This is a genomic window from Micromonospora marincola, from assembly GCF_056150385.1.
The window spans coordinates 642,411-667,169 of the sequence record NZ_JAXCFT010000001.1; the positions used below are offsets into that span (position 1 = coordinate 642,411).

A 24,759-nucleotide genomic window follows, 5' to 3' on the forward strand; every position below is an offset into this window, starting at 1 on the left:
CGGGTCGGGCTGGGCGAGTCGGTCGTGGCAGTCGTTCGTCCGGGTGGGAAGGATCTCATCGGTGTCGTCTCCCGCTGGCGTTCGAGGTGCTGCTCGGCGCCGTGCGGATCGCGTTGCCCGGAGTCGGTCCGCGCCGTGTCTCGTCGGGGCGCGCCGGTGGAGAGAGCGGCGGGCGGCCTCGTCGATGTGCTGGCAGCGATGTCGTGTCGGTGCCACGATGCGTCGGCCGGCAGCTTTCGTCGGCGTGAACGCACCATGTCGTACGGCCTGTGGCCAGCCCGGCTCCGCTGCGATTATGCCTACATACTTCGGTGATCGTCAATCGATGACGTCAGTGCGGACCGCGTTCGGCGGTTTCGTCGTCGGTCACACCCCATCGATCACCGAGCATGCGTCGGCCCTCCTGCCCGCTGTCAGATATGTGACCTGGGTTCCGATCGTGTTGTCGACCCGACGCGCCATGTTGGACGGTGGTTCGATCGAGCCCAATTTCCGATTGTTCTCGCAGTCGGATTGTCGGTGACGGAGGGGTCGGGTTGGCGCAGACGGTTCCGGTGCGGGTGGGTGCGGTCGAGGTGCTTGTCGAGGTCGTGCCGGTGGCGGGGTCGCAGCAGACGTCGGCGGCCGGGCGGGCCGCGGACTACGTGGCGGGCGCGTTCGAGCGGGCGCAGTCGGCGGTGGAGGAGATAGCGGTGTCCACCGCGCGGACCGTGGGCCGGGTCGCACGCCGGGTGGGCAGCCCCGAACTGGTGGAGGTGGAGTTCGGGGTGAAGGTGTCGGCCAAGGGCGACGTGATCGTGGCGGGTTCGTCGGGCGAGGCGTCGCTGAAGGTCAGGATCGTGTACGGCGGCGCAGGCCGGGAGCCGGCCGAGCCGGAGGACGCGACGTCGTGACCGAGGGCGTGCGGGTGGCCGGGTACGAGTTCCTCGGCTGGGTCGGTGGCGCCGACGACGTCCCGGCCGGCACATGCTTCCAGGTCGAGGCAGGCGTGCTCGTCACGGCCTTCCACGTCCTCACCGACGTCGGCGCGCGGGCGCGGGGCGACCGGGTGCGGGTCGGGCCGGTGGGCGGCGGGCGGGCGTGGGACGCGACGGTGGAGCGCGTCGACGAACTGCACGACCTGGCCGTGCTGCGCGCCGCGCAGCCGCTGCCCGGGTCCTGTTCGCACCTGAGCCTCTCGGACGGTGTCACCGAGAACGAACCGCTGACGACGGGCGGGTACGCGACGGTCGAGGACCCGGGCCACGCGTACGCGCTGGTGACCTCGGGTGGCTCGTGGCGCGGGCCGGTGCTGCGGGACGCGGTGTTGTGGGCGCGGCTCCAGGCGGACGCGGTCCTGCCCGGGATGAGCGGCGCCCCGGTGCTGCGGGTGTCCGACCGGGCGGTGGTCGGGGTGGTGTCCGGCAGGTACATGTCGCCGGACGGCTGGCTCGCCGGCGCGGTCTGGGTGTCGCGCGTCGAGGACCTGCGGCCGTTGCTCGACGGGGTGGCGTCGGTGGATGTCGAGGAGACGCTGCCGGCGGGCGGGCTGCTGGACGTGGTGCTGACGGTGTCGCCGTCGCAGGTGCGGCTCTGCGGGGCCGGGGAGGACGTGACCGGCCCGCACCAGGGCGTGTCGTCGGGGCTCGCCAACGCGTTGCAGGACATCCGCCGGGAGCGTGCCCGCCCGCGCACGGTGGTCCGCCATCTGGCGGTGGCGGAGCGAACCGCGGGTGTGGTGTCGCTGCGGCGCGCCGGTGAGTTGCTGGCGGAGTCGTTCCTGCCGGTTCCGGTGGCGCAGGCGCTGGCGCGGGTTCTGCTCCGGGCCCAGCGGCTGCATGTGCCGGTGCGGCTGGGGGTGGACGCCCCGGACCGGTGGTTCCTGCCGTGGGAGGCGTTGCCGGAGCCGGTGACCGGCCGGCCGCTGGTGCTGCACGACCTGGTGTCGGTATACCGGCGGGTGCCGGCGGCCGGCTCCCGCTCCGCCGCGTCGCCGGGCCCGCTGCGGATCGTGGTGGCGATCGCCTCACCGGAGTTCGGTGGCGGTCCGCTGCTGGACTACGAGCGCGAGCTGAGCGGCGTGCTGGACGCGGTGCACCGCGCGCATCGAAGTCGTGCGGTGGTGCGGATCGTGCCGTTCGCCACGACGGCCGCGATCCGCGCGGTCCTGGCCGAGGACGACACGCACGTGCTGCACCTCTCCGCGCACGGCGCGCCGGGGATGCTGCATCTGGAGGACGAGCGGGGTCGGGCGCGGGCGGTGGATCCGGAGACCCTGGTGGCGGAGGCGATCCCGGAGGGGCGGATGCCCCGGGTGATCTCGCTGGCGGCCTGCTACACCGACGTCGAGGGTGAGGACGGCGCCGGTTCGTTCGCCGCGCGGCTGGCGCAGCGCGGCGTGGGCGCGGTGATCGCGACGCAGACGTCGGTCACCGACGTGTACGCCACCCGCCTCTTCGCCGCCGTGTACGCCGAGCTGGCGGGCGCGTCCGCGCCGGATGTCGTCGTGGCCGTGGCCCACGCGCGGCGGAAGGTGCAGCGGGACCTGGCCAACGGGGCGGACCCCCTGGCCCGGGCGGTGGCCGGCATGGACGAGTGGAGTGTGGTCAGCGTGCTGACCGCCACCCCGTCGGTGGCCGTGGTGGACGGCGGCGCGGCGGCCCGGCCGCGTTCGGAGACCGTGCCGGACCTGGGCGACCTGCTGGCCCGGCCGGTCGGGCAGTTCGTCGGCCGCCGGCATGCCCAGCGCACGCTGCCCGGGCTGCTCAGCGACGACACCGGCACGTCAGTGCTGCTGCACGGCATCGGCGGGATCGGGAAGACCACCCTGGCCGCCGAGGTGGTGCGTCGCCTGCTGGACACGTCGCCGGGCTGGAAGCTGGTCACGGTGACCGGCGCGCTCACCGTCGACGGGCTGCTGGCCGCGGTGGCCGCCGGAGCCCGCCGGGAGCTGCTGGTCCGCGACCAGCTCACCGGCGAGCGGGCGTTCGCCGTGCAGGCGGCCGGGCGCTTCGAGCTGCCGTGGGAGGACCGGTTCGACCTGCTCCGCGAGCATGTCCTGGCCGGCGTGAAGATCCTGATGGTGATCGACAACTTCGAGGACAACCTGGTCCACGACACGGGTGCCGGCTGGTCGATCCCGGACCCCGCGCTCGCCGGGCTGCTGGCCGAGTGGCTCACCAGTCCGGGCCGCAGCCGGCTGCTGTTCACCAGCCGCTACCGGTTCGGGTTGCCCGGCCCGGCGGCCGATCGGCTGCACGCCTACCAGGTGCCGCCGCTGAGCCTGGCCGAGACCCGCAAGCTGCTGTGGTCGCTGCCCCGCCTGGACCGGCACGCCGCCGACATCGAGGCGCAGGAACGGATCTGGCGTACGGTCGGTGGCCATCCCCGCGCGTTGGAGTATCTGGACGCGCTGCTGCCCGCCGATCGGACCGGGCGGGGTGGGGAGGGCCGTTTCGCCGACCTCACCCGGCGCCTGGAGAGCGCGGTCAGGAAGCGGCTCGGGCCCGGGGGCGGCGCCGAGTGGCTGGCCCGGTCGCGCACCCTTGACGCCGCGCTCGCCGACACGGTCACCCTGGCCGCCGACGACGTCCTGCTCGACGAGCATCTGGCCGGGCTGGCCACCGTCGAGGGCGCGATCCGGCTGCTGGCCGGCATCAGCGTCTACCGCGAACCGGTCGACAGCAACGGGTTGCTGTTCCAGATCGGCGTCCCGGATCCGGGCGCCGCGGCGCCGGGCGGCCTGGGCGAGGCGAGGCCGAAGATCGAGGAGCTGTTGTCCCGGTACCAGCTCGACCTGAGCCACCTGGCGGACGCGCTGGGTGCGGAGAGCCCGCTCGCCCCGACGGACCGTGAGCGCCTCGTCGAGCTTCTCGACCAGGCGCGCCGCCCACCTCGGCCGCCGTTCACCGCGCCGCCCGACCTGCCCGGGCTGGTCGAGCGGCTCGCCACGACCAGCCTGATCACCAGGTTCGATGACGGTCGCGTGGTGATGCACAGGTGGACCGCCACCGAGCTGCATCGAGCCTGGAGCAGGGGGGAGGAATCGCCGGAGGGCTCCGGGCTGGTGGCCGCCGCCCATCGGGCCGGCGCGGCGTACTGGCGGTGGCGGGTGGCGACCTGGCCCCAGAAACTGGTCGATGATCTCCGTGATCTGGAGGAGAGCCGCCATCATCTCCTCGCCACGGGCGACCTGGAGGCCGCCGGAACCGTCACCGAATACATCTGTAGTCAACTCGGCGAGTGGGGGGCCTGGGATCGGGAGGCCGGCCTCGTTCAGGACACCCTGCGCTGGCTTCCGGCCGACTCACCTCGCCGGCCCGTCTGGTACCACCAGCTCGGCATGCTCGCGCAGCGGCGGGGTGACTACGCCGAGGCGGAGCGGCGCTATCAGCAGAGCCTCGGCATGAACGAGAGGTTGGGCGAACGGGCCGGCATGGCCAGCGGTTACCACCAGTTGGGCATGCTCGCGCACGATCGGGGCGACTACGTCGAGGCGGAGCGTCGCTATCGGCAGAGCCTGGGCATCAAGGAGGAGTTGGGGAACCAGGCGGGCATGGCCACCAGCTATCACCAGCTCGGCATGCTCGCGCAGGATCGCGGTGACTATGTCGAGGCCGAACGCCAGTACCGGCGATCTCTGGAGATCAAGGAGGAGCTGAGGAACCGGGTGGGCATGGCCAGCAGCTATCACCAGCTCGGCATTCTCGCGCAGCATCGGGGTGACTACGTCGAGGCGGAGCGGCGCTATCAGCAGAGCCTCACCATCGAGGAGGAGTTGGGGAACCGGGTGGGGATGGCCAGCGGCTATCACCAGCTCGGCATTCTCGCGCAGCATCGGGGTGACTACGTCGAGGCGGAGCGGCGCTATCAGCAGAGCCTCACCATCGAGGAGGAGTTGGGAAATCTGGTGGGCATGGCCAGCAGTTTTCACCAGCTCGGCATTCTCGCGCAGCACCGGGGCGACTACGTCGAGGCCGCACGTCGCTATCAGCAGAGCCTGCGCATCGCCGAGGAGTTGGGGAACCGGGCCGGCACGGCCACCTGCTATCACCAGCTCGGCATGCTCGCGCAGCGTCAGGGTGACCACGTCGAGGCGGAGCGTCGCTATCAGCAGAGCCTGGCCATCAACGAGGAGTTGGGGAACCGATCCGGCATGGCCAGCGGTTATCACCAGCTCGGCATCCTCGCGCAGGACCAGGGTGACCACGTCGAGGCGGAGCGTCGCTACCGGCAGAGCCTGAGCATCGCCGAGGAGCTGGGAGATCGGGCCGGGATGGCCAGCAGCTTCGGTCAGCTCGGCACGCTCGCGCATGAGCGCGGTGACCATGCCGAGGCCGAACGCCGCTACCGGCAGTGCCTGGCGATCAGCGAGGAACTGGGTAGCCGGGCCGAGATGGCGGCCTCGATCAGTCAGCTTGGCGTCCTCCACGGTGAGAAGGGCGAGCTCGTCGAGGCGGTGGCACTCCATTGTCGAGCTCTGGCGATCCGTCTCGACATCGGTGTGCCACAGGTCTGGTTGGACATCACCCGCCTCCGCAAGCTCAGAGCCGCGCTCGGCGGGGAGGCGTTCTCCGCCGCGGCCCGCGCCGCTCTCGACGAGGCTTCCGTGACGAACCTGAACGGGTTGCTCGATCGGGCCGGCCAACCGGACCGGCGCGACGGCGAGTAGTCACACGGCGAGCATGCCCGGCGCGGGGAACGGCTCGCGGAGCGTGAACGCCTCCGCCGACGGTCCGTTCCGTCGCAACAGTTCCAACCGTGCGGCGGCCTCCTCGATGGACGGCAGGGTGCCGGCCGGGATCCACCACAGCACCAGGTGCGCCAGGTCGAGCGGGCGGAACCAGTCGCGCCGCCGGCGCATCGGCTCCAGGTGCGCGGTCCGGTAGACGAAGGCGCGTAGCGACTCGACCGTCTCCCACACCGTCAGGTTCACGATCACGTCCGGCTCGAACGGCCGGAACGCGGTGGCGTCGCCGGAGTCGTCCTGGAGCCGCCATACGTAGCCGGGGGAGCGTTCGGCCAGGTCGTGGATCTCGGGTAGCTGGGCGACGAAGTCGGCGAGCTCGGGGCTGTCGATCGGGGCGCACAGCCGGGCGATGTTCAGTTGCCCCAGGTGGTGGTCGGTCATGCGGCCAGATTACCTTCTATGTCAACGCTGATTGTTTTTAGATTGGATCGCCACGCAGCAGCCGGTCGGGCCCGGGTCGAGCCGTACCACCTGACCGCCGTCACCCACCACCGCTTCGAGCAGCGCCAGGTTCAACCCGCAGACCAGTCCCGGGTGCGAGTGCGCCAGCGCGTCGAACGGGCAGTTGCGCAACCGGATCGTCCGCTCGGCGTCCTCGTACGGCTCGTACCCCAGCGCCTCCAGGCGCCCGACGGCGTCGCCGCCCGCGAGCTTCGCCCCCTGCTCGTGGGCGGCGGCGTAGGCCGCCGGCTCCGCCCCGACCCGCTCGATCGCGCTCGCCAGCACCCCGGCCAGCAGCCGGTAGTCGCGCGGCGGCAACGTCACCGCGTGCTCGGCCGCCGACCGGCGGTAGAGCTTGGCCGGCCGGCCCGCCCCCGGCCCGCCGGCACGCGGCGCGAACGTCGCCTCCAGCAGCCCGGCGTCGGTCAACTTGTCCAGGTGGAACGCCGCCAGGGTGCGGCCGATGCCCACGCCCTCGGCCACCTCGTTGCGGCTCACCGGCTCCGCCCGCGCGACGACATACTCGTACACCGTGCGGCGCACCGGCTCCCGCAGCGCGGCGATGGCCTCCAGCGACATGCCACCGACGCTACCGCGAGCCGGAACGACAGGTCCCCGACAGAGCACGGGAATCCCGCCCCCGCCCCCCCTACAGTCCCCACCATGAAGTGGACGGTGCGATTCGCGACCGGGCTCGCCGTACCGCTGGCGGCCCTGGCGCTCGGGGCGGCGGGCGCCGCCGCGGCGCCCGCCGACGGCGGCCTCGGCCTGGCCCTGCGACCAGGTCAGACGGACTACCGCGCCGGCGACCAGGTCCGCCTTGACCTCACCGTCACCAACTCCACCGCGTCGGCGTGCGCGCTTCCCACCCGCGACGTCGGCACCGTCCAGATCACCGGGGTACGCCGGGACGGGCGCGACCTCACGCCGGTGCTCGCCCGCAGCTTCCACGACGACGGGATCGCCGCCGTCTCCACCGCCGGCCTGACCACAGTCGAACCCGGCGCGACCGCGACCGTGGCGCTTACCGGCGTCCGGCTGCACGACGGCGACACGCCCGGCGACGTCGTGCTCCGCTCGGTGGCCGCCACCGGAGACGGCGGCGGCCTGGACTCGCTCTGGCCGGTCGGCGCCCCCGGCCGGTACGAGGTCACGGCCGGCTACGTGACCCTGCCGGTCACCGGCGTCGCGACCCCCTGCCCGGGCGCCACCGAGTTGCGGACCACCACGTTCACCGTCGGCGACGGCGGCGCGTCCGGTCGCCGCTGGCTCTGGCCCGCCGCCGGGGCGCTGCTGCTGGTGCTGCTCCTGGCCGCGCTCGTGGTCGTGCTGCGCACACGCCGCCGCGCGCCGGCCGCCGCCGTGGCCCTGCTGCTGGTCGCCGTCGGCGCGCTCGTCGGCGGCGGGTCCCGGCCGGCCCGGGCCGACTACTCGGTCGACCCGACCTCCGGCGTGCCGATCAAGGGCGTCGACTTCCAGGCCGCGGTCGACGGCTGCCTGAAAGGATTCGCCGAGGCGGGCGGTGACCCGTCCGGCCTGCTGCCCCGGCTGAAGGACAGGAAGAGCCCGAAGGTGCGGATCATCCCCACCCCGGGCGGCTCCGGCGCGTTCGAGACCCCGGACAGCGCCGACGGCAAGGGCTCGTCCACGGTCACCTGGAACCCGACCTCCACCGACCCGTACGACGACGGGGTGGCCCGGGACCCCTGCGCCGCGCTCTACCACGAGCTGAACCACGCCGACGACATCTCCCGCGACGCGGTCCCGGCAGGCGAGTGCGGCGGCACCGGGATCCCCACGTCGGAGGTGAAGGCCACGCTCGCGGAGAACCGCTACCGGGTCGCCAAGGGCCTGCCGCCCCGCACCGAATACAAGGGCAAGCCGCTACCGAAGAGCCTCGACGAGTGCAAGAAGCCGGCGAAGAAGACGCCCCCACCGAAGGGGCCGGTGAAGCTCTGCGAGAACGGGGCCGACTGCGGCGGCAGCAACGGCGACCCGCACCTGGTCACCTTCGACCGGGTCGCCTACGACTTCCAGGCCGTCGGCGAGTTCACGGTCGTCGCGTCCACCGGCGGCGACCCGCTGGAGGTGCAGGTCCGGCAGGCGCCGATGGCCGGCACCCGCACCGCCTCGGTCAACTCCGCGGTGGCGTTCCGGCTCGGCGCCCACCGCGTCGCGCTCACCCTCACCGGCGGCGCCACGCGCGTACACGTCGACGGGACGCCGCGGGCCGCGCCGCCGGACCGCACCGACCTGGCCGGCGGCGGCAGCCTCACCCGCCGCCCGTCCGACACCGGACCCGACGACGGGTACGACGTGACGTGGCCGGACGGGTCCGCGGCGGCAGTGGACCAGATCGGCCGCTACGGCTACCGGGTGCTGGTCCGGCTCGCCGACGGGCGGGCCGGGAAGGTACGCGGCCTGCTCGGCGACTTCGACGGCGACCCGGCCGACGACATCGCGCCCGCCGCCGGCCCGCCGCTGGCCCAGCCCGTGCCCTTCGCCCGGCTCTACCCGGCGTACGCGGACAGTTGGCGGATCACCGCGGACCGCTCGCTGTTCCCCTACGCCGACGGGGAGAACACCGGCACGTTCACCGACCGGAGCTTCCCCGAGCGGGAGGTGACCGCCGCCGACCTCGACCCGGCCCGGCGCGCCACGGCGGAACGGATGTGCCGGTGGGCCGGCGTCAGCGCGCCCGGCCCGCTCGCCGAGTGCGTCTTCGACGTCGCCGTCAGCGGGCGTCCCGAATTCGCCGTGGGCGGCGCCACCACCGAACGGGTCGCCCCGCCGGCCGGCACGCCGATCACCGCCGTACCTGTCGCCACCGCCAGCCTGACCCCCGGCGGCGCGCCGCTGACCTTCGCCGGCCGCGCCGGGGACGCCGTCTTCGTCGACGCCACTGCGCCCGGCATCGGCGACCGCTGCTCGCCGTACCTGCTCGTCGACCCGGGCGGCCGGGACATCGCGAGCGGCTGCAACATCAGGGGCGCCGGCTACGTCGACCGCGTCGACCTCACCGCCACCGGCACGTACGCGCTGCGCGTCGCCGCCGCCCCCGGTGACACCGGCCGCGCCGCCGTCCGCGTCTACGTGGCCCGGGACAGCGGCGGCGCCCTCGTCCCGAACGGCCCCACGGTGACCGCGACGATCGAGCAACCAGGCGCCCGGGCGCGCTACCGGTTCACCGGCCACCAGGGGGAACGTGTCTTCGTCGAGGTGCCCGCCAGCACGCTCACCGACCAGTGCTCCCCGCTGGAGTTGCGGGACCCGGACGGACAGTTGCTGAACAGCGGCTGTGTGGTCAACGGCGTCGGCGAGGTCGACGGCACGCTCCTCCCCGCCGACGGCACGTACACCGTGCTCGTCGACCCGGTGGAACGTGGCACCGGCACCGTCACGCTGCGTCTGGTCACCGGCCGGGACCGGGACGGACCCATCACGGTCGGCGGGCGGCCCGTGGTCGCCGACATCGACCGGCCCGGCGCGGTCAGCAGCTACCGGTTCACCGCCGCCGCCGGCACGTCGGTGGCGGTGACCGCGACCGCCTCGACGCTGCCCGACCAGTGCGGCGTGCTGGCGCTGCGTGCCCCCGACGGCAGCACGATCGCCACCGGCTGCGTGATCAACGGCACCGGCGACATCGCGCCGACAATGCTGCCGGCGACCGGAGAGTACGCGCTGCTCGTCGACCCGTCCGGGACCGCGACCGGCCAGGTCACGCTCGTGGTGCGATGAGGCCGCCCCTGCCGTCGTGGGCCGGCGCGGGGGCTGCTAACGTCTCGTCCCGTTGCCGATGAGCGCCGCTAGCTCAACTGGCAGAGCAGCGGACTCTTAATCCGCGGGTTCGGGGTTCGAGTCCCTGGCGGCGCACCAACGAGCAAGGCCCCGACCCGGTGGTTCACATCGGGTCGGGGCCTTTTTCGCGTACGGCGCTGGTGGGCGGTCGCTCGGTGGTCGCCGATTATGCTGGCGGCGTGGGGGGACAGCCTCGGGTTCGTGTGCAGGGGGACCTCTATCACCCGGTGGTGCCGCCCGGTGCGGTGTATGTGGGGCGGCAGGGGTTCGGGTTGTGGCGTTCTCCCTGGGCCAATCCGTTCAGCCTGCGAAAGCATGATCGAGCGGAGGCTTTACGCCTCTATCGGCAGTGGCTTATGGGGCAGCCGGCCCTTGTTGAGCGGGCGCGTCGGGAACTGACGGGGAAGCAGTTGGCGTGCTGGTGTCGGGTCGAGGATGCTTGCCATGCCGACGTGCTGGCCGATGTCATCGGTTGACGCTCAGGCGGTATCGGGCGGTGGGCCGTCTCGGTGCGTAGACGCCACCGATGCTGAAGGACTGCGGTCTTGCCGCTTGGTTGCCGACGTAGAAGGCGACGTCGCGGTCGGCGGAGCAGAGCTGGGTGAGGAACTTTTTTCTCAGCTGCTCCTCGGCCTCCGGGTCGGTGAGCTGGCCCAGGCGACGTTGTAGGGCGACGAACTCCCAGTCCCAGAGTATCTGCTGGTGACCGCGGCCGGTCGCTGTTCTGCTATCTCGACGTGTCCCTGGCCGAGACCCTGCGCCGGCACCTCACGCGCCCGCAGGTCAGTGAGTTCACCGCCGAGCACATGAGCGGCTGGTACGCCGCCCATGACGTCCTGGGCTGGCCCGACGAACTCGTCCTACCCGAGACCACCGGACTGAACGAGGCCGTCAAGGCCATCGCCGCTGCCGCCGGGCTACCCCAGACCGGACGCGACGACGACCTGCTACCGAACGTCCCGTCCCCGTAGAGCAGCCCAACCCTTTACCGGTGAAGCCGTTCCGGCGCACCGTTCACCAACGTCGGTCCCGAATGACCGGACAGCCCGTCAAGCACGGCGACTGCGACAGTGTGGAGCTCGCCCTACCGCGTCTGCCTGAGCCAGCTCTGGAGACGGCTCCGTGAGTCATTCGGTGCCCCCAACGGTCGACGGCCCGGGCGTAGCATCGCCTTCGTGATCGAGGAATTTGCCGGTCGACTACTGCGCGACCTGGCCCGCCTCGACCCGTGTGCGGCCGTGGTCGAGGTCGGCGAGCAGGAAGTTGATGGGCTCACCGACTACAGACCCGAAGGGCATCAGGCCCGCGCCGACCTTGCCGTTTCCGCCCTACGCGAATTGGAGAGCATTCCCGGGCACGGTCCGTTGCGTGCTCATCTCACCGAACGGCTGCGTGCCCGTGTCGATTTCCACGATGCCGGGGAAGACCTACGCGAGCTGCACGCGGCAGCCACCGGCCCGCTTTCGCTCATCCGCCAGGCCGTCGAGGCCGGGGTGCCCGGCCTGGACGTCGAGGGCGTGGCCTACGAGGAGGGCTGGGCGCAGGTGGGCGCGCGTCTCGCCGCCATCCCCGCGACCCTTGAGGGGTACGCCAGCAGTCTCCTGCTCGCCGCCGAGCGTGGTCAACTGCCGACCCGGCGTCAGGTGGAGCTCGTGACGCAGCGCTGCCGCGCCCGGGCCGACGAGGACGCCGCACTGGTGGAGCGGTACGGCGGCGGCACCCAACGGGCGTCGTTGCGGGCAGCCGCGAAGGGCGCGCGGGACGCGTACCGAAAACTGGGCGCGACGCTTACCGCGGACCTGGGGCCGAGGGCGCGACGACGAGGCGTTCGGGCCGGAGCGGTACGCGCTCTGGGTGCGGACGTTCCTCGCCGACGAACCGGATCTACGCGAGCTCCACGACTGGGGATGGGACGAGTTCACCAGGATCGAGGCGGAACTGGTCGCCGAGGCGAAGGCCCTCGGCGGGAGCGTCCCCGAGGTGATCGAGCGACTCGACCGGCCCGACGCGGTGGGCGTGTTGCCCAGCCGGCCGGGCGCGCGCCTCGGGCACCTTCTCATGCAGTTGCTGCGGGCGGCACGAGTGGTGCTCGACGTCGGCCTGCACCTGCGGCTGCCGGTGCCGTCCGGTGACGGCGGGCGGTGGACGCCGGAGGCCGCGTCACGACTGCTGCGGGACCGCTGCCATCAGGGGCCGTACGCGCCGGGAGAGCTCGCGCGTTATCTGGGCCGGCCAGGACAGGCGCTGACGTACAAGGCAGGTGAGCGGGTGTGGTTGGCGGGCCGCTCGTCGTTCCGCGGCGACCGGCGGGCCTTCCACCGTCGGGCGCTTGAGGTCGGCTCGCGAGGGCTTGAACAGTTGGCCGTGGCGTTGGCCGCATGACCGGTTGCCGGCCGCAACCGGTCACGCACGGGACGGGGCTCCCGGGGTCAGGCGGTCCACTGCGGGTCGCGGCCGATGAAGCCCAGCAGCCTGGTCTGCGGGTCGCTGTCCTCCTTCACCGGCACGCGCGGGCCATACTGCCCGGACGAGCGGATGATCTCCTCCATCGGCTCCATTCCGGCGAGCAGTTGCGCACAGAAGTCCTGGTCGAGGCGGTCGTCCTGGCCGGTGGCGCGGGCCAGGTCCCAGATGTGCATGAAAACGTCGGTGGTGTAGAACTGGTCGATCGCGCGGTCCAGCGGCAGTTCGCCGAGGTGCGGGTTCGACAGGCGGCGGTCGGCCGTGGCCGGGTCGTCGAGCAGGGACTGCACCGCGTCGCTGTGGGTCTGCCACGCGGCCACCGGATCGTCGTCGACCGACGGCCCGGCGGGGAGCTGGATGCCGGCGCCGTTCGCCAGGAACGGCGGCAGCCATTCGACCAGGTGGCGTACCACGTCGCGGGCGGTCCACCCGGCGACCGGCGCGGGCGCGTCCCACGACCTGGCGCCCCGGACCCGGTCGGTGAAGCCGCGGCTGACCTGTCGGTGCCGCTCGGCGGGCCGGTCAGAGAGTGCCATCGGCGAGCATCCCGTCGATCTTGGCGTACCCCTCGTCGATCCCGACCTCCATGCCGCTGGCGAGCCAGGCGTCGCGGGCCTCGAAGCTGTCCACCAGGGACTGTGCGCGCAGGAGTGTCCGGCCGTCGTCGAGGCGCTCGAACCACAGCGTCTCAAGCGCCACGCCGTCGGGTTGTCCCTCGAAGGTGAAGGTCTGGACGATCCGGTCCGGCCGTACGTCGTGGAAGCAGCCGCGGAACGCGTACCGCTGCCCGTCGCGGGTGGAGACGTAGCGCCAGGCGCCGCCGGAGCGGGCGTCCCACTCCTCGATGGTGGTGTGCATCCCGTCGGGGCCGACCCACCGCGCGAACAGCAGTGGATCGGTGTGTGCGTGGAACAGTTGTTCGGGTGTGGCCGTGAACTCCCGGGACATCCGGATGATCGGCACCTTGGGGTCGGCCTCGATTGTGGTTCCGGCGTTGGCGCTCATGCCGCGCTTCCCTTCTCGGTCTGGTCGGTCTGGTCCTGGTCCATCTCCGCCAGCACGGCGTCCAGCCGGCGGTAGCGCTCCTCGGCCTGGCGTCGGTAGCGCTCGATCCACTTGTCCATCAGGTCGAAGACCTCCGCCTCCAGCCGCACCGGCCGGGGCTGCGGCCCGGCCGGTCGGCTCACCACCCCGGCTTCTTCAAGCACCCTGAGGTGCTTGTAGACCGCCTGGAGCGTCATCGGGTACGGCTCGGCGAGCTGGTTCACGGTCGCGTCGCCCACGGTGAGTCGTGCCACCATGTCGCGCCTGGTCGGGTCCGCGAGTGCCGCGAAGACCCGCGACAGCGTGTCCGCCTGCATCGGCGTCTCCCAACCTTGAAACCGTCTGGTTGAAACGAACCTACACCCACTCACCCATCGTGTAAACCGATTGGTTGAAACGTGAGGTGAGCCGGTGGGCCAGAGTCGGCCATGTGCTGCCGGGCGCGCGAGGCCCCGGAGACGGGTCAGCTACGCCGCTTCGGGAGCAGTAGCTCCTCGTGGTCGAGTTCGCGCTCCAGCACGCGCAGCTCCTCGTCCGGCAGCCGGCCGGAGTCGCGCCACCGCACCAGCTCCTCGCGCTGCGCGTCGATCGTCGTCCGGCGGACCCGCAGCGCCGTCTCGTACTCGGGTGACGTGGGCATCTCGGCCGATCCACTCTGCTGGAGCAGGTCGAGCCGGCCGCGGTAGCGCGCCAGTCGGGCCAGCAACTGGGTACGGATGGTGTTGACGGACACCACGCTGTCCGGCTCCTCGGCGGCCACGGCGTCCAGGCGGGCCAGGGCGGCCTCGACCGCCGCCGAGCGGGCCTCGTTGCGTACCCGGGCCTGGTCGGCGGCGTTGGCGCGCAGGCCGAGCATCCGCACGAGCGGCGCGAACGTCATGCCCTGCCCGACGAGCGTCACGAGCACGACCATGAAGGTGCAGAACAGCAGGAGGTCGCGGTCGGGGAAGGGCGAGCCGTCGTCGGTGGTGAGCGGCAGCGTGAAGATCGCGGCCAGGCTGATGACGCCGCGCGTGCCCGACCAGCTCAGCGCCACCACCTCGCGGGAGGTCAGCCGCCGGTCGTTGCGGTCGTTGCGGGCGACCTGCCGGGCGGTCCCGGGCTCGTCGGTGTCGTCCTGCTCGGACACGCCACCCAGCCGGGTGTGCAGCGACCGGGGGAGCGACTGGGTCAGCACCAGCCAGGCGGGGCGCAGGAGCAGCACCACGCCTACCGACACCGCGACGGCGGTGAGGATCGTCGACGTGTCGTACTGGCGCAGGCCCCGGACGACCTCGGGAAGCTGCTGGCCGATCAGCAGGAAGACGAAGCCTTCGAGGAGGAAGTCGACGAGCCGCCACACCGCGCTGGTCTGGAGCCGGGCGGCCCCGGACCCGAACTGGGGCGTCTGGTGGCCGACGATCAGCCCCGCGACCACCACGGCGAGCACTCCGGAGACGCCCAGTTCCTCGCCGAGCAGATAGGCCACGAACGGTGTCGCGAGCGAGATCGCGTTGGACAGCAGCGGGTCGGCGGTGAGCGGTCGCGCCAGCCGCTTCGCCCAGGCGACGGCCGACCCGACCGCGACCCCGCCGGCCGCGGCCAGCACGAACTGTCCGACGGCGGCGTGAAAGGAGAACTGCCCACCCACGGCGGCGGCCACCGCGACGCTGAGCATCGTCAGGGCGGTGGCGTCGTTGAGCAGTCCCTCGCCCTGAATGATCGTGACCATCTTCGGCGGCAGGTTGACCCGGCGACCCACGGCCAGGGCGGCCACCGGGTCGGGCGGGGCGACGGCGGCGCCGACCGCGACGCCGGCGGCGAGCGTCGCCCCGGCGACGAACAGGTGGAACCCGACGCCGACGACCAGGCCGGTGAGGAGCACGAGCACCACGGAGAGGCTCACCACGATGCGGAGGTTCCGCCGGATGTCCAGCAGCGAGGAGTCGAGCGCGGCGCTGTAGAGCAACGGCGGCAGCACGACCATGAGCACGAGGTCGGGATCGAGACCGATGTTGGGGCCGGGGAGCAGCGCGTACGCGATGCCGATGAGTGGCAGGAGCGCCGCCGCCGGCAGTCCGGTCCGGCCCGCCACCCAGCGTACGGCGACGATCACCGCGACGGCGGCGAGCACGAACAACAAGGTCGAATGGGTGCTCACCTGGTGGCTTCCCCCTGGAGCGGCGCGGGCTGCGGCAGGACGAGCCTACCCGCGTGATCACCCGGGCCGTTCGGTGGCGGGGTTGGGGAGGTGGTGGAGTCGGGCCGCAACCTGCCGGACATGGCATTGACATATTTCACTGGCCGTCCTAGGGTTCGGCCGAATCGGTTCGACGTCGCGCTGTGGCGTTCCAGCGAGGGCGGCGGTCGGTTCGGATCGTGCCGCGGAGGCGGTCGCCGCCGACGTCACGACGGCCGGCTGGTCCTGCCCGGGCAGGCGGACCAGCGGCGGGTCCGGGCAACTGAGTCGACCGTGCCGGGTCCGGCGTGCGCACTCAGGAGTGGTACGTCGTAACTCCCCGTATCCGAGCCGGTCCTTTCCCTCTGGCGAAGGAGCCGCAACATGGCATTACGCAGATCCATCTTCGGGCCGATCGTGGCCGCCGCGATCCTGGTCGTGGCGGTGGCCGGAGCGACAGTGGCCGGCGAGGCGGGCGGAACCGCCGCTGCCGCGACTGTCGGCGCGGCAGCGACGACCGCCGGGTGTGGGAAGGCGCCCACGCTGACGAGCGGCCAGCGGTCGATCCAGAGCAGCGGGCAGAACCGCAGCTTCATCCTCCGGATCCCGGACAACTACGACCGGAACCACGCCTACCGGCTGATCTTCGGATTCCACTGGAACGGCGGCACCGCGAACGACGTCGACTCCGGCGGCGCGGACCGGGAGGCTTGGTCCTACTACGGGCTGCGGCAGCAGGCGAACAACAGCACGATCTTCGTCGCGCCCCAGGGCAACGGCAACGGCTGGGCCAACCCCGGCGGTCAGGACACCACGTTCGTCGACGACATGATCAGGCTGATCGAGGCGGACCTGTGCGTCGACACGACGCAGCGGTTCGCGCTCGGCTTCAGCTACGGCGGCGGCATGAGCTACGCCCTGGCCTGCGCCCGGGCGAACGTCTTCCGCGCCGTCGCGGTCTATTCCGGCGGGCAGCTCAGCGGGTGCTCCGGCGGTACGCAACCGATCGCCTACATGGGGATCCACGGCATCGGGGACCCGGTGCTCAACATCTCCGCCGGTCGGTCGCTGCGGGACACGTTCGTGCGCGCCAACGGGTGCACCGCGCAGAACCCGCCCGAGCCGAGGGCGGGCAGCCTGACCCACGTCACCACCACCTACTCCGGCTGCCGGTCCGGCTATCCGGTGGTCTGGGCCGCGTTCGACGGCGGACACACCCCCGGCCCGGTCGACGGCGGCGGCGACAGCGGCGCGCGGACCTGGACCAAGACCGAGGTGTGGCGGTTCTTCACCCAGTTCGACGGCAGCGGGCCGACGCCCACACCGACCGCCAGCCCGACCGCCGGCCCGACCACCCCGCCGCCGGGTGGCGCCTCGGCCGTCCGCAACGTCTCCGCCGGCCGGTGCCTGGACGTCAACGGCGCCTCGCAGACCAACGGCGCCGCGGCGATCATCTGGGACTGCCACGGCCAGAGCAACCAGACCTGGACCTCGACCTCGGCCCAGGAGTTGCGGGTCTTCGGCGGCAAGTGTCTCGACGTCAACGGCGCCGCCACCGCCAACGGCAGCTCGGTGATCATCTGGGACTGCAACGGGCAGTCCAACCAGAAGTGGCGGCTCAACGCCGACGGCACGATCACCGGCGTCGGTTCGGGCCGGTGCCTGGACGTGGTCGGCAACGGTACGGCGAACGGCACGCGTACCCAGATCCAGGACTGCACCGGCGCGGCCAGCCAGCGGTGGAGCCGCGGCTGACCGTTGACGGCGCTCTTGTGTGAGCGTTAACATATGACGTCTTATAAATAGACGTTTGTCGATTTAATGTGACCGGGAGGCGGATCGATGTTCAGTGCAGTGAGTCGTCCACGAAGGTCGTGGCGGGCGGTGATGTCGGCCACGGCGGCATCGGTCCTGGCGGCGGCGGCCGTACTGACCGCGTCCGCCTCCCCGGCCCAGGCGGCGACCGCCATCACCATCAACGGCGGGTCCGGCGGGCGGGCGCTCGACGGGATCGGCGCGGTAAGCGGCGGGGGCGGAAACAGCAGACTTCTGATCGACTACCCGGAGCCGCAGCGCAGCGACATCCTTGACTACCTGTTCAAGCCGGGCTACGGCGCCGCGATGCAACTGCTCAAGGCGGAGATCGGCGGCGACACCAACTCCACCTCGGGCGCCGAACCCAGCCACGAGCACACCCGGGGCAGCGTGAACTGCAACCGGGGATACGAGTGGTGGCTGATGGAGCAGGCCAGAGCGCGTAATCCCAACATCGCCCTGGTCGGCCTGGCCTGGGGCGCGCCCGGCTGGATCGGCAACGGCAACTTCTGGTCGACCGACTCGATCAACTATCTGGTGGGCTGGCTGGACTGCGCCGCGACGCACGGGCTGACCATCAACTACCTCGGCGGGTGGAACGAGAAGGGCTACAACGCCACCTGGTACAAGAACCTGCGCTCCACGCTCAACTCCCGCGGCTACGGCAACGTGAAGATCGTCGCCTCGGACGACTTCGGGTGGGGCGCCGCCGACGAATCGCTCCGCGACCCGGCGTTCGCCCAGGCGGTGCAGGTCTTCGGCAGCCACTACGTCTGCGGCTACCGCAGCGCCCAGACCAGTTGCCCCAGCTCCGGCAACGCGGTCTCCACGGGCAAGCAACTGTGGGCGAGTGAGAACGGCTCCGACGACTACAACGCCGGCGCGCCGGCCCTCGCCCGGGGCATCAACCGCGGCTACATCGACGGCAAGATGACCGGCTACATCAACTGGCCCGCGATCGCCGCCATCACCCCCAACATCCCCTGGGCGACCACCGGCGTGGCGGTGGCCCAGCAGCCGTGGTCCGGCAACTACTCCATCGGCAAGAGCACCTGGGTGATGGCGCACACCACCCAGTTCACCGCTCCCGGCTGGCGCTACCTCGACTCGTCGAGCGGATACATCGGCGGCAACCGCAACAACGGCAGCTACGTGTCGCTCAAGTCCACGAACAACAGCGACTACAGCACCATCATCGAGACCCAGGACGCCGGCTCGGCCCAGCAGCTCGACTTCACCGTCACCGGCGGGCTGTCCGGCGGCACCGTGCGCGTCTGGGCGACGAACCTGCGGTCCAACAACAGCGCCGACCACTTCGTCCGGGGCGGTGACATCACGCCGAACGGCGGGCGCTTCTCGCTCACCGTCCAGCCCGGCTACGTCTACAGCATCACCACCACCAGCGGGCAGGGCAAGGGCGCGGCGGTCAGCCCGGCGCAGGGCAACCTGAAGCTGCCGTACAGCGACGACTTCGACAGCTACGCCACCGGCCGCGAGGCCAAGTACCTGATGGACCAGCAGGGCTCGTTCGAGATCGCCGGGTGCGGTGGCGGCCGGACCGGGCAGTGCGTCCGCCAGATGTCCGACCAGGCGCCGATCTACTGGACCTCCGGCAAGGCCGAGCCGTTCACCCTGCTCGGCGACCTGACCTGGCGCAACTACACCGTCTCCTCGGACGTGCTGCTGGAGAAGCCCGGCTACGTCCAGTTGATCGGGCGCGGCAACACCTACAACCACCAGGGGCCGCAGAATTTGAACGGCTACTACTTCCGGGTCACCGACGGCGGCGCCTGGTCCATCCGGAGCAACAACACGAGCGGCAACTGGCGCACCCTGGCCAGCGGCAACACGGCGGCGCTCGGCACCGGACGCTGGCACAACCTCTCGTTCAAGGTCAACGGCAGCTCCCTCACCGCGGCCGTCGACGGCACCACCGTCGGCACGGTGTCGGACTCCACCTGGGTCGCCGGCCAGATCGGGTACGGCACCGGGCAGGGCGTCACCGCCCAGTTCGACAACCTCTCGATCACCCCTGGCGACGGCTCCAGCAGCCCGACCGGAGAGGTACGCAGCGCGAGCGCCAACCGCTGCCTGGACGTCAACGGCGCCAGCCAGGCCGACGGCTCGGTCGTGCAGATCTGGGACTGCAACGGCGGACCCAACCAGCAGTGGACGGCCGGCACGAACAACCAGCTCACCGTCTACGGCAACAAGTGCCTCGACGTGCCGGGCACCGCGTCCGGCAGCCGCGCGCGGATCATGACCTGCAACGGCGGCAGCAACCAGCAGTGGCGGCTCAACGCCGACGGCACGATCGTCGGCGTCGGCTCGGGGCTCTGCCTGGACGTCAACGGCGCGGGCACCGCGAACGGCACCGCGGTCCAGCTCTGGACGTGCAACGGCGGCAGCAACCAGCAGTGGGTACGCGGCTGACCTGCCGCGCGTCGTAACCCGTACCGTCGCCAGCCCGGCCGCCCGCATCGGCGGCCGGGTTGGCGCGTTCTTCCTACGATGACGGCCATGGATGTCGCAGTCGTGACCAACGTGGCCGTGGCCGCGGTCTCGGTGCTCACGGTCGCTGTCTCGGCGTTCTTCGCGCTCCGGCAGTTACGGCTGTCGCAGGGCGCGAACCACACCCTGGTCGCGATCGAGCTGCTCACCCGCGACCGGATGAGTGACGCCTTCCTGGACAGTCAGCAGTTCGTGCTCTTCGAGCTGAGGGCCACCTGCCCGCCGGGGGTGCCGGTCAGCGAGTTGCCGGCCGACGCCCGCAAACACGTGAACCGGATCGCGCTCTACTACAACGGGTTGGGCCAGATGCTGGCCTTCCAGGTGGTCGAGCCGGCGCTGCTGCTCGGCACCGGCGGATTCCGGGCCCGGGAGGCGTGGGCCGTGCTGGAGCCGTACATCCTCGCCGAGCGGGCGGCGCGCGGCCAGTCGTATCTGTCGAACTTCGAGCATCTCGTGGTGGTCGCCACCGAGACGCCGTGGCCGGTGGCGGTCCGCAGGCTGGGCCTGCGCCGGTTCGGCCACTACCCGGCCGAGGTGGGCCTGCCGCCGCGACCCGGGCTCGATCGTCAACCTGGGGTTGACGGAGAGATTTCGTCAACCTAGGGTTGACGCATGACCGAGATTGAGCCGCTCAAGATGAGCCAACCGGTGCGCCTCGACGAGTTGATCGAGGGCATCAAGAAGGGGCGCACCGACGCGCTCGACCAACTCGCCGACGCGGTCCTCGTCGCGGACCATCTGGGCGACATCGCCGACCATCTGATCGGCCACTTCGTCGACCAGGCACGCCGCTCGGGCGCCTCGTGGACGGAGATCGGCCGCAGCATGGGGGTGAGCAAACAGGCCGCCCAGAAGCGCTCCGCCGCCAAGGCGGAGACCGCCGCCGCGCTCGACCCGAACGCCGGGTTCGGCCGGTTCACCACGCGCGCCCGCAACGTCGTGGTGGCCTCGCAGGAGGAGGCGCGGGCGGCCGGCAACGCCGAGATCACCCCCGGGCACGTCGCGCTGGGGCTGCTCGCCGAGCCGGACGGCCTGGCGGCGGCGTTGATCGTGGCCAAGGGCGTACCCCTGGAAATGCTGCGGGAGGCCGTCACCGCGACGTTGCCGGCGAAGGCCGAGGCGGTCCCGGAGCTGATCCCCTACGACGCGCGGGCCAAGAAGGTCCTGGAGCTGACGTTCCGGGAGGCGCTGCGGATGGGACACAACTACATCGGTACGGAGCACATCCTGCTCGCCCTGCTGGAGGAGGAGGGCGGCGACGGCGTGCTCGGCGGGCTCGGCCTGACGAAGGAGGCGCTGGAGTCCGCGGTGGAGGGCGCGCTGGCCGAGCTGAACCGGAAGCGGGCCTGAAGAACCGGGCCGGGCACACGTCACGGGGGCGCGTGCCCGGCACCCGGGTGTCAGTCGGCGGTCGGGAAGCCGTAGCGGGCGGCGTGCTCTGGGTCGGCCGGGTCGACCTGCCGGATGCCGGCGTCGGCCAGGCGCTTGTTCACCTCGTCGAGGCGGTCCCGGACCAGCCGGGCCTCATCCTCGGTGACCCGGCCGCGGTGCGGCCGGCCGGCGTGCTCGATGGTGCCGTAGTCGATCTTCTCGGCGGTGCGGCGGGCCTTCGGCGGCTTCACCCGCTCGGCGGTACGCAGCAGTTGCGCCATCGGCACGTCGGTGGCCATCGCGTCGAACTCGCTCGCGGTCAGCACCACCCGGCGCGGCTCGCCGAAGCCGTGCCGGTCGTGGATCTCCACCACGGCCACGTCAAGCGCCGCGTCGTCGATGCTCTCCACGTCGACCGGCGTGGCGTCCAGTTGCACGGGCCCGGCGACCAGGTCCGGGTGCTCCAGCACGACGACCCGGACCACCTCGTCGTCGGGGGACAGCGCCTGGCCGGTGAAGTCGGAGACGTGGATCGTCTTCTTGCCCATGCGCGGAGCTTCTCCTGTCGTAGGCCGGAAATCGGACCACAAGACGCTACCGCACACCTGTGCGAAGGCCCCGTACGCCCGGCCGCCGGCGTGTGTCGCCACCCGCGTGTCGTCAGAGGCTGCCTCTCGGCGCGACCCATTCGGTGGGTTGACCGGTGAGCGCGGCGATCCGGTCGTAGTCGGCGTCGTAGTGCAACACGACCGCTCCGTGGATCTCGGCGGTCGCCGCGATGACGAGGTCCGGCAAACGGAAGTTGCGGTGCTGGCTGTCGGCCGCCAACATGCGATGAACCGACATGGCCCGGTCCATCACCTCGGTGGTCACATCCAACCAGCGTTGCCCGCGTATTGCCTGCCAGAGGATCTCGTAGCCCTTCGGGTTCGGCGCGTTGTTCAGGTATTCGAGGGAGGTCATCTGGCACGCCGCCAGTCGCCCTTCCGCCAGCAGCGTCTCGAAGCGTTTCCGAACGGAGGCATGGCGGGCCTGCAGCACGTACACCGAGGTGTCGGCCAGATAGATCCGGCCAGCCATCAGGCCGCCGCCTCGCCCTCGCGTGCGTCCTCGGCCAGCCGGCTCAGATCACGCCCTCCGCCGTAGCGCCAAGCCTCCTCCGAGTCGGTGAAGTCCATCTCGACCTGGTCGAAGGCCGCGACGATCTCTCTGGCCTGCCGCCTGGTCGCGAACGCGTGCAGCGCGGCGTTGATGGTGGCGACCTTGGTGTCGGTGCCCAGAACTTCGCGGGCCGCCTCAAGCCAATCGTCGTTCACGTCCACCGTGATGCGTGTCATGGACCTGAACGTACACCAGGGATTCGGCCCCGGACGCACCAAAGATGGACTTATCTTGGTGTGTCATCCGGTGGTGAGGTCGCGCCAGGCGGACGTCTCGGCGGGCTGCGCGTTCAGCTCGGCCCAGGAGAGTCGTCGGTGGCGGGCCTCGCGGTACTCCGCCTGGACCGGGAAGCGGCCGGCGGAGGCGGCGGCTCGCCAGCTCCGCTCCGGGTCCTGCTGGAATCGGTCATTCGGCTTCTGAGGCATGACCACTACCGTCCCAGAGAAACTTGTCCATGTATGGAAATGAATATGACGGAGGATCGATGTGTTCGGTTCCCGGGTGGTTCAGATCGCGGCGACCGGCAGACGGACCACGAATCGGCATCCGTCGCTGACGTTCCGCACCTCTACCCGCCCGCCGTGCGCTTCAACCAGCCCACGCACGATCGCCAGCCCGAGCCCGCCCGAACCACCCGGCTCGACGGCCGCCGGCGTCCGGGCCGGCTCGCCACGGAACGCCACGTCGAAGACCCGCGGCAGGTCGTCCTCCGGGATGCCGCCGCAGGTGTCCGCCACGGCCAGCCAGGCGGTGTCCACATCCTGGCCGGCGTCCACCCGCACCGTCCCGTCCACAGGCGTGTACCGGATCGCGTTGAGCAGCAGGTTCCCCACCACCCGGGCCAGTTCCCGCTCGCTGGCTACCACCGACGGCCAGCCCGCCTCGGGCGCGACCAGTCGGATCCGGCGGGCGGCGGCCAGCGGCGCCGCGCCGGCGAGCGCGTCGGAGACCACGTCGCCGAGCGCCACCGTGGACAGCGTCAGTCGCAACGCGCCCGCGTTGATCCGGGACAGCTCGAACAGGTCGTCGACGAGCCTCGTCATCCGGTCGGTCTCCACCCGGATCCGGCGGTGGTATTCGGCCACCGTCACCGGATGGTGGACCACCCCGTCCTCAAGCGCCTCGGCCATCGCCCGCAGCCCGGCGAGCGGCGTGCGCAGGTCGTGCGAGACCCAGGCGACCAGGTCCCGGCGGCCCTTCTCGATCTGCCGCTCACGGGCGCGCGCCTGATCCGCCCAGACGGCGGCGGCGGCCAGCCGGCGGCCGAACGACCAGCCCACCGCCAAGGTCACCACGGCCGCGGCGGAGACCGTGATCAGCACCACCTGGAGGTCGTGCGCGGAGAGGAACATCGCCTGGGCGACGCCCGCCACCCCGGCGGCCACCGCGGCGACGGTCATCGCCAGCAGCACCGAGATGTGCACGGTGATCGACCGGCCGCGCAGCAGCCGCAGCACCACCGCGCCGGCCAGTCCGACCGCGAGCGCGGCGGCGAGCGCCACGCCGAAGATCAGCAGGAGGTCACGCATCGGCCGGCTCGTACCGGTAGCCGACGCCCCAGACGGTGACGATGCGGCGGGGCCGGGCCGGGTCGGTCTCGATCTTCTCCCGGAGCCGGCGCACGTGCACGGTCACCGTCGACTGGTCGCCGAAACTCCACCCCCACACCCGCTCCAGCAGCTCGGCCCGGCGCAGCGCCCGCGCCGGATGCCGCATCAGGTGCGCCAGCAGGTCGAACTCCCGCAGCGTCAGGGTCAGCTCACGGCCGTGCAGGCGGGCGACCCGAGGCCCGGTCTCCACCTCCAGGCCGCCGTCGACGAGCAGCTCCGGTGCGGCGCCGGCCGGCTCGCCGCCGGCCCGGCGCAGCACCGAGCGGACCCGCAGCACCAGCTCCCGGGGGGAGAACGGTTTGCTCAGGTAGTCGTCCGCGCCCAGTTGCAGGCCGAGGACCCGGTCGGCCTCGTCGCCGCGCGCGGTGAGCATCACGATGGGTACGCCGTCCGGCCGCTCCCGCAGCCGCCGGCACACCTCCAACCCGTCGAGTACGGGCAGCATCAGGTCCAGCACCACCAGGTGCGGCGGACGGTGGGCCACGCTGGCCAGGGCTGCCGCCCCGTCGCCGACGTGCTCGACCTCGTAACCGGCGTGCTCCAGGTAGCGGCAGACCACGTCGGCGACCGTCCGGTCGTCGTCGACCACCAGCACCCGCTGCGCCACACCGCACCTCCCACCGTGCCGGGAAGCAAGCGTAGCCACGGGCGGGGCGACG

At 71.7% G+C, this 24,759-nt stretch carries 21 protein-coding genes, 1 tRNA gene and 2 pseudogenes; 12 read left to right on the plus strand and 12 right to left on the minus strand.

Annotated features, from left to right (window positions below):
- Positions 1-536: 536 nt before the first annotated feature.
- The gene (locus SM450_RS03090) at positions 537-893 is read left to right on the plus strand and encodes a CU044_2847 family protein (RefSeq protein ID WP_474618101.1); all 357 of its coding nucleotides are present in this window, start codon (positions 537-539) and stop codon (positions 891-893) included.
- Positions 890-5,650: a tetratricopeptide repeat protein gene (locus SM450_RS03095; protein WP_474618102.1), complete on the plus strand. Its 4,761-nt coding sequence runs from the start codon at positions 890-892 to the stop codon at positions 5,648-5,650. Before SM450_RS03090 ends, SM450_RS03095 begins: the two co-directional genes overlap by 4 nt.
- Here SM450_RS03095 and SM450_RS03100 read toward each other — a convergent pair whose 3' ends face one another.
- Together SM450_RS03100 and SM450_RS03105 are read right to left on the minus strand one after the other, a co-directional pair.
- Complete coding sequence (locus tag SM450_RS03100) at positions 5,651-6,109, minus strand: DUF3291 domain-containing protein (protein ID WP_474618103.1); 459 nt, start codon at positions 6,107-6,109, stop codon at positions 5,651-5,653.
- A gap of 21 nt (positions 6,110-6,130) precedes the next feature.
- Positions 6,131-6,748, minus strand: a complete 618-nt coding sequence (locus SM450_RS03105) for a helix-turn-helix transcriptional regulator (protein ID WP_474618104.1) — start codon at positions 6,746-6,748, stop codon at positions 6,131-6,133.
- An 84-nt stretch (positions 6,749-6,832) separates the two neighbouring features.
- Here SM450_RS03105 and SM450_RS03110 point away from each other — a divergent pair, with 84 nt between their 5' ends.
- The 6 genes and pseudogenes from SM450_RS03110 (at position 6,833) to SM450_RS03135 (ending at position 12,349) form a co-directional block, all read left to right on the plus strand.
- Positions 6,833-9,907, plus strand: coding sequence for a VWD domain-containing protein (locus SM450_RS03110; RefSeq protein WP_474618105.1), 3,075 nt, complete (start codon positions 6,833-6,835; stop codon positions 9,905-9,907).
- A gap of 62 nt (positions 9,908-9,969) precedes the next feature.
- Positions 9,970-10,045 (plus strand) — tRNA-Lys (locus tag SM450_RS03115).
- 152 nt (positions 10,046-10,197) lie between these two features.
- On the plus strand, positions 10,198-10,443 hold the full coding sequence (locus SM450_RS03120; RefSeq protein WP_474618360.1) for a DUF4326 domain-containing protein: 246 nt from the start codon (positions 10,198-10,200) through the stop codon (positions 10,441-10,443).
- A gap of 225 nt (positions 10,444-10,668) precedes the next feature.
- Positions 10,669-10,938, plus strand: a pseudogene (locus SM450_RS03125) (P-loop NTPase family protein); the annotation flags it as partial.
- Between the two features lie 267 nt (positions 10,939-11,205).
- Positions 11,206-11,908: pseudogene (locus SM450_RS03130) on the plus strand (DUF885 family protein); the annotation flags it as partial.
- Positions 11,909-12,025: 117 nt separating this feature from the next.
- The gene (locus SM450_RS03135; RefSeq protein WP_474618361.1) at positions 12,026-12,349 is read left to right on the plus strand and encodes a DUF885 family protein; all 324 of its coding nucleotides are present in this window, start codon (positions 12,026-12,028) and stop codon (positions 12,347-12,349) included.
- A 47-nt stretch (positions 12,350-12,396) separates the two neighbouring features.
- Here SM450_RS03135 and SM450_RS03140 read toward each other — a convergent pair whose 3' ends face one another.
- The 4 genes from SM450_RS03140 to SM450_RS03155 form a co-directional block, all read right to left on the minus strand.
- On the minus strand, positions 12,397-12,966 hold the full coding sequence (locus SM450_RS03140) for a TIGR03086 family metal-binding protein (protein ID WP_474618106.1): 570 nt from the start codon (positions 12,964-12,966) through the stop codon (positions 12,397-12,399).
- On the minus strand, positions 12,953-13,435 hold the full coding sequence (locus tag SM450_RS03145; RefSeq protein WP_474618107.1) for an SRPBCC family protein: 483 nt from the start codon (positions 13,433-13,435) through the stop codon (positions 12,953-12,955). The genes SM450_RS03140 and SM450_RS03145 overlap by 14 nt, the downstream gene beginning before the upstream one ends.
- A complete protein-coding gene (locus SM450_RS03150) occupies positions 13,432-13,791 on the minus strand; it encodes an ArsR/SmtB family transcription factor (RefSeq protein ID WP_474618108.1) in 360 nt (119 codons plus the stop codon). Before SM450_RS03150 ends, SM450_RS03145 begins: the two co-directional genes overlap by 4 nt.
- Before the next feature lie 146 nt (positions 13,792-13,937).
- Positions 13,938-15,614 carry a Na+/H+ antiporter gene (locus SM450_RS03155; RefSeq protein ID WP_474618109.1) on the minus strand — a complete coding sequence of 559 codons (1,677 nt, stop codon included), beginning with the start codon at positions 15,612-15,614 and terminating at the stop codon, positions 13,938-13,940.
- Between the two features lie 402 nt (positions 15,615-16,016).
- On the opposite strand from SM450_RS03155, the gene SM450_RS03160 reads away from it, so the two are divergent.
- The 4 genes from SM450_RS03160 (at position 16,017) to SM450_RS03175 (ending at position 21,308) form a co-directional block, all read left to right on the plus strand.
- Positions 16,017-17,387 (plus strand): RICIN domain-containing protein, encoded by a 1,371-nt coding sequence (locus SM450_RS03160; RefSeq protein ID WP_474618110.1) that lies wholly within the window; start codon positions 16,017-16,019, stop codon positions 17,385-17,387.
- Positions 17,388-17,519: 132 nt separating this feature from the next.
- Positions 17,520-19,880 carry a ricin-type beta-trefoil lectin domain protein gene (locus tag SM450_RS03165; RefSeq protein ID WP_474618362.1) on the plus strand — a complete coding sequence of 787 codons (2,361 nt, stop codon included), beginning with the start codon at positions 17,520-17,522 and terminating at the stop codon, positions 19,878-19,880.
- Between the two features lie 87 nt (positions 19,881-19,967).
- Positions 19,968-20,561, plus strand: coding sequence for a DUF4760 domain-containing protein (locus SM450_RS03170; protein WP_474618111.1), 594 nt, complete (start codon positions 19,968-19,970; stop codon positions 20,559-20,561).
- Between the two features lie 9 nt (positions 20,562-20,570).
- Positions 20,571-21,308, plus strand: coding sequence for a Clp protease N-terminal domain-containing protein (locus tag SM450_RS03175; protein WP_282291596.1), 738 nt, complete (start codon positions 20,571-20,573; stop codon positions 21,306-21,308).
- Between the two features lie 50 nt (positions 21,309-21,358).
- On the opposite strand, the gene SM450_RS03180 is transcribed toward SM450_RS03175, so the two are convergent.
- The 6 genes from SM450_RS03180 to SM450_RS03205 all read right to left on the minus strand — a co-directional run bounded on the left by SM450_RS03180 (position 21,359) and on the right by SM450_RS03205 (position 24,707).
- The gene (locus SM450_RS03180; RefSeq protein ID WP_474618112.1) at positions 21,359-21,877 is read right to left on the minus strand and encodes a hypothetical protein; all 519 of its coding nucleotides are present in this window, start codon (positions 21,875-21,877) and stop codon (positions 21,359-21,361) included.
- A gap of 112 nt (positions 21,878-21,989) precedes the next feature.
- The gene (locus SM450_RS03185) at positions 21,990-22,409 is read right to left on the minus strand and encodes a PIN domain-containing protein (protein ID WP_474618113.1); all 420 of its coding nucleotides are present in this window, start codon (positions 22,407-22,409) and stop codon (positions 21,990-21,992) included.
- Entirely contained in the window at positions 22,409-22,666 is a 258-nt protein-coding gene (locus tag SM450_RS03190) for a type II toxin-antitoxin system VapB family antitoxin (RefSeq protein ID WP_474618114.1), read from the minus strand. The genes SM450_RS03185 and SM450_RS03190 overlap by 1 nt, the downstream gene beginning before the upstream one ends.
- 63 nt (positions 22,667-22,729) lie before the next feature.
- Positions 22,730-22,915 (minus strand): DNA repair protein, encoded by a 186-nt coding sequence (locus tag SM450_RS03195; protein ID WP_474618115.1) that lies wholly within the window; start codon positions 22,913-22,915, stop codon positions 22,730-22,732.
- Positions 22,916-22,996: 81 nt separating this feature from the next.
- The gene (locus SM450_RS03200) at positions 22,997-24,019 is read right to left on the minus strand and encodes a sensor histidine kinase (protein ID WP_474618116.1); all 1,023 of its coding nucleotides are present in this window, start codon (positions 24,017-24,019) and stop codon (positions 22,997-22,999) included.
- Positions 24,012-24,707, minus strand: a complete 696-nt coding sequence (locus SM450_RS03205; protein WP_474618117.1) for a response regulator transcription factor — start codon at positions 24,705-24,707, stop codon at positions 24,012-24,014. Before SM450_RS03205 ends, SM450_RS03200 begins: the two co-directional genes overlap by 8 nt.
- Between the last annotated feature and the right edge of the window lie 52 nt (positions 24,708-24,759).